Genomic DNA, 14,835 nt, shown 5'->3' with positions numbered 1-14,835 from the left:
AGATCAGATTAAAACAAGTTCTAAACAAGAACTTCTTTAATAATACTTAACTTAGCAGCGACTAATAAAAATGAGCAATTTATGAGGACTTACTTACTTCTCTTTCTGCTCTTTGCCTTTAGTGGGGCCAGCTTTGGGCAAGAGCGCATTAACAAACTTAGAAAAGCCAATAACCTCTTTGATGAAGAGAGTTATGTAGAAGCTCAAGAAATATATGAGCTTTTAATGGGCACGACTTCGGGCCAAGGCGTTATGGGCGTAGATGCCCGCATCAATTTGGCCAAAAGCTATAATGAAACAGGCCATGTAGACAAGGCCGTTCCTCTTTTTGAGGACCTGCTTCCAAATGCCGATGAACGGCCCGATATTCTATTGGCCTATGGGCAATCTTTACTCTCTTTGGGCAAATTTGATGAGGCCCGTTCGCAGTTTTTGCAGTATGCCGACCAACGGCCCGAAGATCCCGCCCCAGCAGAATTACTCAAACGCCTAGATGCCATTGAGTCCATTATTCCCGTTTATCCCGATGTGCAAATTAACTATCAAGCGGCAGTCAATGATAGCCTAAATGACGAATTTGGCCCCGCCTTTTATGGTACCGGCCTCGTCTTTAGCTCGGACCGTATCCAAGCCGCTGATATTAGCGCCAATTGGGGGGAGCAAGAGCGCTCTTTCCTCAATCTTTACTTTTCAGAACTAAGTGCTGATGGACAATTGGCCGCACCAGCTCCTTTTGCCCGCAAACTCAATGGTAGTCGCCGACATGATGGTCCAGCTAGCTTTAGCCGAGACGGAAAGCTCTGCTTTTATAACCGCTCGGTAAAAGAAACCCCTGATGCCGAAGCCTATACCCTACAAATTTTTGCCAGCGAATTGGTCGATGGCGATTGGAGCAAACCCTTGGTCCTAGAATTTGTTACCCAAGGCTATCAGTTTATGCACCCTAGCCTCTCTGCCGATGGCCGAGTCCTCTTCTTTGTCTCTGATATGCCTGGTGGACTTGGCGGAACGGATATTTGGATGAGCCGCAAAATGGGCGATAAATGGTCTAAACCCCTAAACTTGGGCGAGGGCGTGAATAGCCGAGGCAATGAGGCCTTTCCCTTTGCCCACCCCAATGGTACGCTCTACTATGCCTCTAAAGGTAAGGCGGGCTATGGTGGCTACGACTTGTTCCGCTCTAGACCTACGGGTAACGGAATTGACTGGACCGAGGCCGAGAACTTGGGCCAACCGCTCAACTCTGCCTTTGATGATACTTACTTCCTCTTAGATGATGACCAAACTAAGGGCTTTTTCTCTTCTTCTAGAAATGGAAGCGATGACCTCTATCAATTTATTTTGACCGGAGAAGAACCTCAGGAGCTACCGCCTGGCATCGCCCCTAGAGGAAAGCTAAATTTTACCGACAGCCTCGCCGATTCTGGCATCGACGACGAAAAACTCATCGACAGCCTCATCAATGCTGGTTTCGTCGTAGAAGAGCCCACCGCTAAAGAAAAGGTGGATTCTATGGACCTAGCCATGCTAGAAGATGGTGGAGAGCTAGACGGAAATGAAGGAACAGGAGGCCAGCCTACGCCCAACCCTAATAGCTCCGATAACTTTGACCCCGAAGCGGTGGTTGATAATGGCCAAATTGATGGGGGCTGGAGCGACCCCAATGAGCCCAAAGATCCTGTAGATCCAGATGATCCTGACTACAACCCCTGGGCCCTTCCAGATGAACCTAGCACTGATCCTAATGCAGAAAATACCACAAGCAATGAGGATCCTTACAACTATGAAAATACCGAAGGGGATCCGCCCATGTTGGAGACCAGAGAGGACGTTAAGGTAAAGCTGAGCGTAGACCTTCAGGTGGTGCAGAAAAGCAACCAAAAAGGGATTGGGCAAGCTACCGTTGTTTTGACCAACCTACTAGATGGTCGTGAAGAGCGCTTTACAAGCGATGCCAATGGTAAAATTAGTTTACCCTTGCGGCCCGACCAAAAATATATTATTCGAGCAGAGGCAGCAGGCTTTTATGGTGGAAACCTTCCGGTGGCGACCATGCAAGCCTATGAAGACCAAAGCATTCCGGCCATTTTGCCCTTGATTGCAAAATAGAAAAAGGCCCTAAGCGCCCCAAACAGCAGTTTGGGGCGCTTTTTTGGTCCAGATAGGCGGCGAAGCCGCCGCCAAGGCGCGCAGCGCCTCGGCTGAGGGATGGGCAGCAGTGGCCGAAGGCCAGACCCAGGCAGCTTTGCTGCCGCAGGGCCGAGCGAACAGCGAGCTGCGATACAGCCCGACCCGGCCTTTGGCCGGGGCAGCCCCAAAAAAAAGAAGAAAAAAAGAAAAGGAACCCCACCCTTTTGAAAAAGCCAGCGTTTGTAAAAGTGTAGTTGAAGTAAGGAGCAACTGCAAAACAACAAGAATGAACTAGATATTTTTAGAATAGGGCAATGCTGTAAGGGGCATTGTCCTATTTTTTTTTGAACTTGCTAGCTGTAAACTTAAAATTATGCGAACGACCTTCCTTTTTTTTCTTGGGCTAATGCTAAGTTTTTCATTTCTGCAGGCGCAATCTTTGGCCCCAAAAGTGGGGATTGGGCAATGGGAATCTTTTCTGCCCTATGGGCAAACCAAAGCCTTGATAGAAACCCCAGACCATATTTATGCGGCCACGGACTACGGGCTTTTTTCGGTATTTAAGGCTAGTGGAGAATTTGTGCTTTACAATAAAATTACGGGGCTTTCTGATGTGGGGATTAGCACCTTAGCCTATAGTGCGGACTACCAGCGCATTTTTATTGGTTATGAAAATGGCAACCTAGATATTTTGGGTAGTGATGGCCGCATTATGAACCGTCCCGCTATTAAGCAAAATGCCAATATTACTAGTGGGCGCAGCATTCGCCATATATTTTGCGATAGCAATCAGGTCTATTTATCTACAGAATTTGGCTTGGTTTGCTATGAGCAAGAAAGCGGAGAATTTGCGCAGACCACCTTTACGAGCATGCAGGTTTATGCGAGTGAGCGCCTGGGTCAAGAGCTATTTATGGCCACCGCTATGGGCTTATACAAAGTGCCTGTAGAAGGCGTCAATTTGCAAGACTTTAATAATTGGAGCAAGCTAGGCACTGCCGATGGCTTGGCCCTAGACTTTTATGAGAGCTTTGCCTTGGGGAAAATGAACGGCCGTTTGTATGCCGATATCAATGACACCCTCATGCGCTATGATGGCCAAAACTTTAGCCATCTGCCTCATAATGGCGAGAACTATATGTATACGGGCCGCTCTAAGCTGCGCATGCAAGTTAATGCCTTTGGTACTCGTTTGACCATGGCCACAGGGACCAACTATGTAGAGGTCCTTTTTGAGGATGAGCGTTTAGAAGGCTACTTCTTTGATGGCGATATCTCGGGAAATATTTTTGATGCCCTTTCGGACCGCAGCTCGGCCATTTGGATGGCGGGGGGCAAGGGGCTATACCGCAACAATGCCGACGGCAGTCTGAGCCCCTATCTTCCTGAAGGGCCCTATAATGCCAATGTTTCGAGTTTGGGCGTAGATGAATATGGCGTACTTTGGGCCACAGGCGGACTGATTGATTACGTTAGCGTTTTCTTTGATGGGTTTGGAGCCTACCGCTATGAAGACTTTGATTGGCAGAGCTACCGCCCGGCCAACCGTGCCGAGCTCAATGGGGTAGACAACCTCTCTTGCTTGGCCATTAGCCCCAAAGACCGCAGCGTTTATATGGGCTCCTTTTTGGCTGGATTGGTCCAGATCACCAAAGAAGATAGCATCTATGTTTGGGATAAAGACAGCCCCAACACGGCCCTACAAGAAGCCCAAGGCGATGCCAACCGAACTCGCATCACGGGCCTCGCCTTTGATGAAGATAACAACTTATGGATGAGCAACCATAAAGCCGTGCAGCCCATTGTGGTAAAAACTGAAGAGGGCGATTGGAAGAGTTTTGCCAACCCCTACACTTCTGAAATTGGCCCGATTGCGATAGATCGCTACGGCTATAAATGGATTGTTCAGCTGAGAGGAAACAACTTGCTCGTTTTTGATAGTGGCGAACTAGAAGTAGATGGAGACGAGCGCTATAAGGTCCTTACCCCAAGCAATAGCGAGCTGGCCTCTAGTAAGGTCAATTGTGTAGTGAGTGACCGCAGCGGAAGCATTTGGGTGGGTACAGATAATGGCGTGACCATTTTTAGCTGCTCTGTTTTTGATAATAACTGCCCTGGTCTTCGGCCCATCATCAATCCCGATGACTTTAATGGTCGTTTGTTGGAGAATGAAAACATTCGCAGCATTGCCGTAGATGGGGCTAACCGCAAATGGATCGCTAGTGATAATGGCGTCTTCTTATTAGATGGAGAAGACTATAGCCAAATTTATTATTTTACCGAGGAAAATAGTCCACTCTTTAATAATCGGGTGGGCGCTATTGCCGTAGACCCCGAGTCTGGACAAGTATATATGGCCACAGAAAGCGGCCTACAAGGCTTTAGAGCCGAGGCCACCCAAGGCAGTAGCTTTGCCAATAAATCGGCAGTGCGGGTTTTTCCCAATCCCGTTCGCCCAAATTATGAGGGACAGATTGCGATTAGTGGCTTGGTCGAGGATGTCAATGTCAAGATTACCGATGCAAGGGGCCGCTTGGTCTTTGAGCAAAAAGCCTATGGTGGTCAGGCGGTTTGGAACGGCTACGATTATCAGGGGCAAAAGGCTAGCCCTGGCGTTTATTTGGTCTTTACGGTCAATAGTGATGGCACAGAACGCCTCAATACTAAATTTCTTATTGTAAACTAATATATCTCATGCGATTCGCTAGATTTTTTTTCTGCTGCTTTTTGATGCTATCCCTTTTTTCTTGCCAAGATACTAGCCAAGAGGCCCAAGCACTTAAGGAGAAACTGGCCCAAGACAGTAGTGGGCAGCAAGAGCTCCCTCTTCGATTGGCGGGCGAACGAACGGCCAAAAATGCGGGTATTGATACCCTGATTGGGCGCAATCGCTATCAGTTGGCCATAAAAGGGGATAGCCTGCTGGTCCAGAAAAATAACATGAGCCTGCAGTTGCCCCTAAAGGACAAAAAAAATAAGCTGGCCGCCCTACTTTTTGAGGCTCCGCAGCCCGATTTTCGAGCTATACACCAATTTAGCGACTCTCTTTTTGTTTGTGGTAGTTTTGACGGCAAACAGCAAGAGCTGCATATCTTTAAAGAAAGAGAGGGCCAACTCTTGGCCCTCAAAGAAGATGCGGCCCAAAATCCACTAGAGACTTTGGGCCAATATCTTATTTTTTTACCCTCCGAGTCGATTCTGGCAATTCCTTCGCTCCCCATTATGGGAGCCAAACCGATGGTGGTCATCCGCCGCTATAAGGTCAATGAGCTCGATATGCTCCTCCCCCTTCGCAGCGATACAATTTACCAAAATTAGGCTTCTTCTTGCAAGAGCGCATAGAGGCGTTCGGCCAATTTTGTATGAGTAGAGGCCGATAGTTGGACCCGCTTCACGGGGCTGTTCCAGCTTTCGGCTACTGCCGCATAAGCGTGATAACTGCCATTTTCTTTGTAGCAGTAGGCCCCCAAAGGCATCTGACAGCCGCCATCAAAGAGCTGCAACAAGCGACGCTCTACATTGGTACAGGCGACTACCTCTTTTTTATGCAATTTGGCTACAATCCGCTGCGTCTGTAGGTCCTCCGAGCGACATTGCCAAACCAAAACGCCCTGGGCGGGAGCAGGCACAAATTCTCTAGGATCAAACTCAAAAACCTCAAACTCATCTAAGGGAATTTCTAGGCGATTAACGCCAGCCGCAGCCAACAAAATCGCATCAAACTGCCCTTCTTTGAGCTTATTGAGGCGAGTGGGCACATTTCCCCGAATATCCTTGATCTCCAAATCGGGCCGAAAATCTAAAATCTGGGCCTTTCTACGGGCAGAAGAGGTCCCCACAATGGCATTGGGCGGCAAGCCCAAAGGCTCCCGCTCGGCAACTACCTCCTTGCGAATCAAGAGCAAATCAGCCACCTTGTCCCGATAAGATACAGCCGATAATTTTAGGCCTTTGGGCTGTGTGGTGGGCATATCTTTCATCGAATGCACGGCCAAATCAATCTCGCCCTCCAACAAAGCAGCCTCAATTTCTTTAGTAAAAAAGCCCTTGCCTTCCATCTTATCAAAGCTGAGATGCTGAATGCGGTCCCCCTGCGTTTTGATAATCTTCAATTCAGACTCAAAACCCAATGCCTTGAGCTGTTCTTGCGTATAATAGGCCTGCCAAAGCGCCAATTTGCTGCCTCTGGTCCCAATAATCAATTTTCTCATATTCTTTTTATTCTGTTCGCCGCCAAGATACTGAAGTTTTTCTATTTCTTTTTTTGGGGCTGCCCCGGCCAATGGCCGGGTCGGGCTGTGTCGCAGCTCGCAGGCTTGCTCGGCCCTGCGTTTTTTTCGCTGCGCTCAAAAAACTGGGTCTGGCGCTTTGCGCCACTGCTATCCATCCCTCAGCCGCGTCGCTACGCTCCTTTGCGGGGCCTTCGGCCCCGCTCTAGACCAGAATGGCTAGTCTTCTTTCAACATATTTTGTTTGGCCACTTGCAAGGGAATCGCAATGCAGCGCTTTTCCATATAGGCCATCATACGGTCCAAAAGGGCCAATGACTCCTCATCCAAATCGGCTAGTTCTTTCTTAAATACATTATTCAGGGCATGCTGCCGAATGGCCTTCACCTGAATCGGCACCTCTCGGAGGGCTAGCTCAATCAAACGCTCCTTAAAGGCCTGATAAAAGATATCTACCTGCTCTTCTACGACTTCCTTGGCCCGCTCTAGTTCCTGCTCTCTAAAGGCCAAATTCTTTTGGGCCAATTCTCTCAAACTCTCAATGGGAATATACTGCGCCTTGGGGTACTGCTCCGCAATAGCGGGCTCAATATTATTCGGGATGCTCAAGTCAATGAGTAATTTACTGCTGCTTGCTGCTTCTTCGCCCAAAAGCTGCCCATAAAGCTCAGTCGTCAATAGGGCCGATTTGGCGCCTGTGGCAGCCACCACAACATCAAATCCCTTTCTATATTCTCCCAACTGACTGAGTAAAAGCCCCTCCCCATCAAAATCTTGGGCCAATTCCTGCGCTTTTTTCAGGCTGCGGTTAAAGACCGTGACCTTATGGTAGCCATACTTTTTTAGAAACTTGGCAAAAAGAGCGTTGGTTTGTCCGGCCCCCAACAACAAAAAGCGAGAGCTAGGTGGCAATTGGGCCTGCATGAGTTTAGAAACCGCCAAAGACACCACCGAAACGGGCTTTTCGCCAATGCGAGTAGAAGAGTATACTCTTTTGGCCGTTTCTACCGTAAAGCGCATCAGTAAGCGGATGGCATCTCCCGTAAGGCCTTGCTCCAGATTATCTTGATAAGCTTCTCGGAGTTGGCGAAGAATCTCGCGCTCGCCCACCACCAAAGAATCCATAGAAGCCGAAACCCGAAAAAAGTGGTCAATCGCCTCTAGGCCCTCATACAAAAAAGCCTCCTTAAGGGCCTTAGCTTGTAGGGCCTCGCTCAAGTCTGCATATAGGGTTTGCATAAACTTTTGCTTAAAGGCCTTGCCTTTATCCTCTTTTTGGGCCAACACTAAAAACAGAATGCGGTTACAAGTAGAAAGATAATAGATCTCTTTGGCGCCAATCTGCTGCTTAAAGGCATGCAATTGTTCCAAAACAGATTCCTCCTCTGTTTTCGGTCGGAGTACAAATTGGCCAATCCCGTTTAAATCAGTACGGCGATGGGTAAATGTGATGATTTTGTATTGTTCTATGGCCTTCATGGCGATATCTTTAGCAGCTGTTAAGAAAGGGAGACGCCAACAAATTGTAGCGCTTTGGGGCCAGGGAGCATGGCAATCCGGTTTTACTGAAGTACGGTAGATTCTGCAAAACAGTTTTTGCTTGGTGGTTATAGGGCCAAGCAAATGGGCTAGCTTATACAGAAAAGACCTACATTTATAGTAAACAGCAAAGCACTACAAAAGTACGGGCAGAGCGTCATTTTACTGTCATATTTATGTAAGTTTAGCCCTTCAAGAACTTATTTATATTCAATCTTAAGACATTTTAGCGTTAGGTCTATTTTACGGTGGACAGGCCCGAAGGGCCGCAGGCTGAGGGGCTGTAGCAGGGCCGCCGAAGGCGGCAGACCAAAGGCTTTTGTAGCGAAGCGAAAAAGCCTGCAGGGCCGAGCGAGCAGCGAGCTGCGGAATGGCCCGACCCGACCAAAGGGAGGGGCAGCCCCAAATCCTTTTTCAAATGCATTATATTTGCCTAAACTTTATTGAACAAGACGACTTATGCAGGATTCACTTTTAATAGAATTACAGCTTTTTCCCTCTTTGCAGTACCTCTCTAAATGGCTGGGTTTTTCGGTTATTTTGGAAGGCGAGGAGCATTATCGGAAGGGGTCTTTTCGCAATCGTTATCATTTGGCGACGGCCCAGGGGAAATTGGCCTTATCGGTGCCTTTAGAGAAGGGCAAGCATCAGCAATTGCCGGTTCGGGAGGTAAAAATTGACTACAAAAAGGACTGGCCCAAGCAGCATTGGCGCAGCATAGAAACGGCCTATGGCAAGGCTCCTTTTTTTGATTATTATGGGGAGGAAGTTCGGGCCATTTTGGAGAGTCGGCCCAGTCATTTATTTGCTCTAAATTGGGCGGCTTTGCAGTTTTTATTGGAGCATTTTCAGTTGGAAACGCCTTCTTTTAGCGCGCAGTTTTCGCATCAATTTGAGGCAGGCATTGATTTTCGGAATCAGATTCGGCCGCAGCAAGCCAAAGCGCCAGATCCCTATTTTGCGCCCCTGCCCTACCCTCAGCTTTTTGAGGACCGTTTAGGTTTTTTGCCTCATTTATCGGCTTTGGACCTCCTGTTTTGCATGGGGCCCGAGGCACCTTATTATTTGGCCCAACAATTTAAAACCCCTTAATTTTATGCGTTTTCTTCTTTTTCCTTTGCTTGGCCTCCTTTTGCTGAGCAGCTGCCAACAGCCGCCCCAAAAAGAGGGACATCATGCTCTTTGCGACTATGAAATTTTATCGCTAGAAGCAGCCCAAGCCGCTATTGTGCAAGACCGTAAGGAGGGTTATTTTGAAAAGGTACAAGCCCTAGAAATGGCCATTCAGATGCAGCTAGAAAAGGCCACAAACAAAAGGCTAGACCTCTTACCCCACTACAAAGAAATGTTGCAAAAGGATGTTCAAGAATTTAGTGCGAGCGAGCAAATTTTGCTGCATAAGACCTTTCAGTCGGCCCTAGACCGCATTGCTGCTTTTGCGCCTAATATTAAGCTGCCCAAAATGCGGCTAATAAAGACTTTGGGCAGCTATTATGGGGCCTCGGTTTATTATACTCGAGAAAACTGCATTGTTATTCCAGCCGATCAGTTGGTCAATAGCAGCAAGCTAGAACAAACCCTAATTCATGAGATTTTTCATGTTTATTCTCGCTATTCGCCAAAAAAAAGGAAGGCACTTTATGCGGCCATTGGTTATCAGCAAATAGACAGCCTGATCTTGTCTGATTTTGTCCAAAAGCGCATTTTCTATAATCCCGATGGCCTGGATTTAAATTATGCCATTCGGCTAAAAGATGAGAACGAACAAGAATTTTTGGCCACTCCCATTATTTTTTCTCGTTTTGGGGCCTATAAGGGCATTCCGATGCTACAAGCTATGCTTTTCCAGTTTTTTGAGCTAGAGGAGCTGCCCCAAGCAGGCCAATATCGCATAAAAAGTCCCGATTTGGGCCTAGAGGAAAAAGAGCTCCATAATTACTGGGAGCAAATTGGTCGCAATACCAATTATACGATTCATCCCGATGAGGTTTTGGCCGATAATTTTACCTTTTTGGCCTATGCGGCTAGTGGTAAACCTATAAAATCATTGGGGCCCAAGGGCAAGGCTATTGCCGAGAAAATCAAGGCGATTATTCAGGAATAGCGACCAATCAAAAAGTAGCGGCCAACTCTTTAAGAAGAGTTGGCCGCTTATTTATTATTTGCTAAGCAAAGGCTTAAAACAGCTGAATGAGTTGTCGGCCCCAAGCTTGGCCTTCCTTATAAAGGACCAAATAGTAGCTTCCTTTGGGCAGTTGATTTAGGCTTAGCTGCGCCTGCTGTCCTTGAATTTGGCCGCTTAGAATGCTTTGGCCCAAGCTATTGAGCAGCTGATAATCTAATACTTGCTCTTGATCCAACTCAATTTGAATTTGGCCTTGGCTAGGATTGGGATATAGCTTGAAGCTCTCTAGTTCTGTTTGCCAAACCGAAACAGCAGGATCATATTGGCAGCTGCTGCTTCCTTCATTGGCACAATAGCGAGCAGAAAACTCTTGCAGGTACCAGTTGGCAATTTCGGCATCATGGATAATGAGGGTGTTTTCATCATTCTCATCCTCGGCCCCTTGCGACCAGTTATGTGAGCCCGTAACCACCTGAGGGTCAGAATTGGGGGTATTGGCATCAATGATTGCATATTTATGGTGGATATCATGAGGCTGATTATCGGCATAAACATCTACGCCAGCGGCATTGAGGTCATTATAATCACTGCCCAAATCGCCAATATTTTCAATGATTCCAGCTACTTGCTCTCCAGACTGTTGACGGTCCAAAACGGCATCTCTCAACTCATTGTTCGTAAAGGTGAGTAGGGCAAAAGAAACATCTCCACCCGCAGAAAGTACAGCATTTTTAATGGCCGTGGTGGTATTATCGCTAGGCGAGAAATACTGCTCGACCAACTTGCCGCCAATCATGAACAAATGCGGCGTATTATCGGCTTTTTGACCGCCTACACGGCTAGCCACCACATCAAAGGTAGTTGTCGTGCTACCCCACATCTCATTAAATTCAATGGTGTAAGCTTTGGCCAAAGTTTGGTCTTGGACCAAAACGACATTATTAAAATCGTCATAGATATTTCCAGAAGTCAAGTTCATAGAGCCTGTCCAAACGTAGCTATCATAGACAGAGCCCGCATCAAAAACGAGAAATTTATTGTGCATCAGGCCAGTATTATTCACTTCCTCATAAGGAAAGTTGGCATTGCTCAACGCACTGTTCGAGGTCCCATCATTGGCAATATAGCGCACAACAACCCCTCTGTTTTGGGCATTGTTTAGGGCCGTTACAATATTGCTTTGGTTGATATTATAGGCAGCCACATCAATGCTCGTTTGGGCACTATCAATTCGCTTAATGAGCTCGGCAACAATAGCCGCCGAAGAGTTGTTGATATGCGGATAGGTTCCATTAGAGACATTCACATCAATGCTCTTATTAAAGAAGATTTTGATCTGCCCAGTCGAGTTAGAAGCCGTGGCCATAATGGCCGTTTTGGTTGAGGGAATGGTGTCGCCGTTCCGAATCAGGTTGGGGCGAACATAATAGACCTCAGCAGCCTGTAGGCCCGAAAGGGCTACTTGGTGGCTGCTCGCATTGGGACCAGCAGCAGAAAAACCCATTTCTAGGCTAGGCGTTAGGCCATACTCCAAAAGACCCTCGCCCGGCTGAGAAGTATTGTAGCTAACGGTAAATCCAGAATTGCTGATATTGGATTGTAGGGCCTCGCCAAAAATGACAAACTGAGCCGAAGCCCAAGGCGCAAAAGCCAGTACAAAAAGAATAGGTAATAATGTTTTCATAAGTAGTGTTGGTTTTAAAATCAATTGGAAAGCTACAGCTATTTGTAGGGCCAAACAAAAGCCGCTCTTGTTTTTTTGTATTTTTTTGGGGCCTCAGCTACGCTGCGCTTGCTGCGCTACGTTCCGGGGCTCGCAAGCCTGCTCGGCCCTGCAGCCGCTTTCAGCGGCTTGGGTCTGCGGCTAGGCCGCCCCCCTCCACATCGCTAGGCCAAGTGCTCGACAAAGGCTGCCCAAGGGCAGCAAAAGCTAAATAATGACGCTCCGCCTAGCTAAAAGGCTTGATTTTGCCAGAAGTTTACTAACTTTCAATTGTTCTTCCGTAATTTTGATGCGGATAACTTCATTAAGGACCTAAAGATAGAAAATATGCCAACGCCTGTAGATGTTTATCGTAGAGCTTTAGATTTTGCCGCTCGCGCTCATGCTGGGCAAAAAATGTCGGGTAGTGAATTGCCGTATTTACTACACCTTGCTCATGTTGGAGCCGAAATTAACTTTGCCCTAGAAAATGAGGCAGAAGGTTTTGACGAAAACCTCTGCTTGCAGGTAGGCATCCTTCATGATGTTTTAGAAGATACCGATATCCTGCCCGAGGAGCTCGCCCGTGAGTTTAGTGAGGAAATTTGCTTGGCGGTGCAGGCCCTAAGCAAAAATAAAAAGCTGCCCAAAGCACAACAAATGGCAGACTCTCTAAACCGCATCAAAGCCACCTCTAAAGAAGCTTGCTTGGTCAAATTGGCCGACCGCCTGGTCAATATGAGCCCTCCCCCTCATTATTGGAGCGCCGCAAGAAGAAAGGCCTATCAAGAAGATGCCCGAATGATTTTAGCAGTTTTGGGTGGCACTCATGCTTATCTGGAGGCCCGCTTGGCCCAAAAAATTGAAGATTACTCTAGCTATATCGAGGAGGAAGATGGCGGGCAATAGTTTTGGACGAATTTTTAGAATTAGTACCTATGGGGAATCTCATGGGGCTGGAATTGGAGTCATCATTGACGGCTGCCCAGCTGGCCTCTCTCTAGATCTGGACCTCATTCGCCGCGATTTGGCCCGCAGACGACCCGGCCAATCGGCTATTGTTACTCAACGCCAAGAAACCGAAGAATTTCAGATTTTATCGGGCCTTTTTGAGGGCCAAACAACGGGCACGCCCCTGCATATTTTTATCCCCAATCAAAATGCTAAGTCTAAGGATTATAGCGGCTGGGCCGAGCTTTATCGCCCCTCTCATGCCGACTATAGCTATGCCGCAAAATATGGCATCCGAGATTACCGCGGTGGAGGCCGCTCTTCAGCCAGAGAAACTGCCGCAAGGGTAGCCGCTGGAGCCGTCGCTCGGCAGATTTTGGCCCAATATGACATAAAGATTTGGGCCTATGTAAAAGCAGTGGGCGAACTAGAATGTACTCGCCCCTACTGGGAGCTAGACCCCTCAGAAGTAGAACGAAATCCCGTTCGAGCAGCAGAACCAAAAACAGCCCAAGCCATGGAAGCCCTCATCCGAGCCGTCCGAAAAGCCGGCGATAGTATCGGGGGCCAAATTACACTGGTCATAGAAGGTGTCCCCCCCGGCCTAGGCGAACCCGTCTTCGACCGCCTCCAAGCCGATTTGGCCAAGGCCATGCTCAGCATTAACGCCTGTAAGGGCTTTGAATATGGCTCTGGCTTTGCCGGAACAAAAATGCGCGGTAGCCAACATAACGACCCCTTTGTCATGGAAGATGGACAGGTCAAAACCACCACTAATTATTCTGGTGGAATACAGGGCGGAATTTCTAATGGAATGGATATTTATTGCAATTTGGCCTTTAAACCCGTGGCTACCCTTATGCAAGCTCAACAAACCATTAACCAAAAGGGCGAGCCAGTTACTTTAGCTGGAAAGGGACGCCATGACCCCTGCGTACTCCCTCGGGCCGTCCCCATTGTAGAGGCCATGGCGGCTTTGGTTATTTTGGACCACTATTTTATTCATCAGTCTCGCCTTTAGCTATGCTTTTACTTATCCTCCTCCCCATTAGCCTAAATATTTATGCCCTAATACAAATGTACTGGGATAAACGACAGGCCAAAAAAGACGCTTGGCGAGTTCCCGAAAAACAGCTGTTGCGCCTAGGTTTTTTGGGCGGTAGCTTGGGCCTTTTAACGGGCATTTATTGGTTTCGGCACAAAACCAAAAAACGCTCCTTTCTCTGGCGAGCTTGGGCCGCTTTTCTCTTGCATCTGCTTTTGTTGGGCTTCTTTTTATACTACTTCTATGGCTTAGAATTTTAGGGCTAGGGAAGTTATCTGATCTTTGAGGTTGTATTTTTTTGGGGCTTTCCCGCCCTTCAGGCGGGCCGGGCTGTGTCGGGGCTCGCAGGTCTGCTCGGCCCTGCGTCGCTTCGCTCCTTGGTCTGCGGCTTCGCAGCCCCCCTATCCATCCCTAAGCCTGCGGGCCTTCGGCCCTCTAGGATGCAAGATAGCAAATATGGGCTTCAGCCCATGGGCCCAAAACTCCCCAACTGCCGAAGAAGAAGACCAAAAGAAAAAAGACAGATGAGCGGCCCAGCGCTGCGGAGGGGGGGCCGTAGGCCAGACCCAAGCCGCCGCAGGCGGCTGCAGGGCCGAGCGAACAGCGAGCCCCGCAGCATAGCGGCGGCCAGCAAGCTGGCCGCGGGCCCCAAAAAAACGAAAACAAAAAGCAGGAAGATTTTATGCCCTAGCATTTTAAAAAAGGAGAAAAGCCAGCCCTAGAAGCATAGTAAAACAGGGCTTTGCGCTTGTATATCTGATATTTTATCTTAAATTTGTATAGGCTCAAAAAGCTTTTTAGCAAGCAATTTGAGTCTATTCACGAATCATTTTATCAAAAGTACAAGATCATGAAAAAACTAATTGTAGGCGCTTTGAGCCTAGGCCTTATGGCCTTTTCTGTCGTTAGCTGCGGCGGCGGAGCTTCTAGCGAGGCGGATATTGCCAAAAAAGCGGAAGAAAAACTAAAAACAGAAGAAGCTACCCTAATGGAAGAAGCCACTAAAAAGTGCGACGAATTGGTAGCGGCTAAAAAGGACTCTATTGCTCAGGCTATGGCAGAGCAAGCAGAAGGAGAAGGAGAAGCTGAGCAGTAATTTTATTTTGACTTTTAT

Annotated in this window: 12 protein-coding genes; 9 read left to right on the top strand and 3 right to left on the bottom strand. The window is 47.8% G+C overall.

Going from position 1 to position 14,835, the window contains the following annotated elements:
* The first annotated feature begins 81 nt into the window (after positions 1-81).
* The 3 genes from OP864_RS09380 (at position 82) to OP864_RS09370 (ending at position 5,448) form a co-directional block, all read left to right on the top strand.
* Positions 82-2,109 (top strand): tetratricopeptide repeat protein, encoded by a 2,028-nt coding sequence (locus OP864_RS09380; RefSeq protein WP_270097944.1) that lies wholly within the window; start codon positions 82-84, stop codon positions 2,107-2,109.
* Between the two features lie 394 nt (positions 2,110-2,503).
* Positions 2,504-4,816, top strand: a complete 2,313-nt coding sequence (gene porZ, locus OP864_RS09375; RefSeq protein WP_270097943.1) for a type IX secretion system anionic LPS delivery protein PorZ — start codon at positions 2,504-2,506, stop codon at positions 4,814-4,816.
* An 8-nt stretch (positions 4,817-4,824) separates the two neighbouring features.
* Entirely contained in the window at positions 4,825-5,448 is a 624-nt protein-coding gene (locus OP864_RS09370) for a hypothetical protein (protein ID WP_270097942.1), read from the top strand.
* On the opposite strand, the gene hemC is transcribed toward OP864_RS09370, so the two are convergent.
* Positions 5,445-6,341 (bottom strand): hydroxymethylbilane synthase, encoded by an 897-nt coding sequence (gene hemC / locus OP864_RS09365; RefSeq protein WP_270097941.1) that lies wholly within the window; start codon positions 6,339-6,341, stop codon positions 5,445-5,447. The two genes, OP864_RS09370 and hemC, sit on opposite strands and share 4 nt — an antisense overlap.
* A 237-nt stretch (positions 6,342-6,578) precedes the next feature.
* Complete coding sequence (gene hemA / locus OP864_RS09360) at positions 6,579-7,838, bottom strand: glutamyl-tRNA reductase (RefSeq protein ID WP_270097940.1); 1,260 nt, start codon at positions 7,836-7,838, stop codon at positions 6,579-6,581.
* Between the two features lie 519 nt (positions 7,839-8,357).
* Here hemA and OP864_RS09355 point away from each other — a divergent pair.
* Positions 8,358-8,990: a WbqC family protein gene (locus OP864_RS09355; protein ID WP_270097939.1), complete on the top strand. Its 633-nt coding sequence runs from the start codon at positions 8,358-8,360 to the stop codon at positions 8,988-8,990.
* A 4-nt stretch (positions 8,991-8,994) separates the two neighbouring features.
* Positions 8,995-10,002, top strand: coding sequence for a hypothetical protein (locus OP864_RS09350; RefSeq protein WP_270097938.1), 1,008 nt, complete (start codon positions 8,995-8,997; stop codon positions 10,000-10,002).
* A 73-nt stretch (positions 10,003-10,075) separates the two neighbouring features.
* Here OP864_RS09350 and OP864_RS09345 read toward each other — a convergent pair whose 3' ends face one another.
* A complete protein-coding gene (locus OP864_RS09345) occupies positions 10,076-11,707 on the bottom strand; it encodes a phospholipase D-like domain-containing protein (protein WP_270097937.1) in 1,632 nt (543 codons plus the stop codon).
* Positions 11,708-12,016: 309 nt separating this feature from the next.
* Between OP864_RS09345 and OP864_RS09340 the strand changes: the two genes are divergently transcribed.
* The 4 genes from OP864_RS09340 to OP864_RS09325 all read left to right on the top strand — a co-directional run bounded on the left by OP864_RS09340 (position 12,017) and on the right by OP864_RS09325 (position 14,817).
* Entirely contained in the window at positions 12,017-12,634 is a 618-nt protein-coding gene (locus OP864_RS09340; protein WP_270097936.1) for an HD domain-containing protein, read from the top strand.
* Positions 12,621-13,697, top strand: coding sequence for a chorismate synthase (aroC, locus tag OP864_RS09335; RefSeq protein WP_349294455.1), 1,077 nt, complete (start codon positions 12,621-12,623; stop codon positions 13,695-13,697). Before OP864_RS09340 ends, aroC begins: the two co-directional genes overlap by 14 nt.
* A gap of 2 nt (positions 13,698-13,699) precedes the next feature.
* The gene (locus OP864_RS09330; RefSeq protein ID WP_270097934.1) at positions 13,700-13,981 is read left to right on the top strand and encodes a DUF1294 domain-containing protein; all 282 of its coding nucleotides are present in this window, start codon (positions 13,700-13,702) and stop codon (positions 13,979-13,981) included.
* Between the two features lie 590 nt (positions 13,982-14,571).
* Positions 14,572-14,817: a hypothetical protein gene (locus OP864_RS09325; RefSeq protein WP_270097933.1), complete on the top strand. Its 246-nt coding sequence runs from the start codon at positions 14,572-14,574 to the stop codon at positions 14,815-14,817.
* The last annotated feature ends 18 nt before the right edge of the window (positions 14,818-14,835 follow it).

The sequence above is a fragment of the Saprospira grandis genome (genome assembly GCF_027594745.1).
Classification (GTDB): Bacteria; Bacteroidota; Bacteroidia; order Chitinophagales; family Saprospiraceae; genus Saprospira; species Saprospira grandis.
This window is presented reverse-complemented; position numbering and strand designations above follow the sequence as displayed.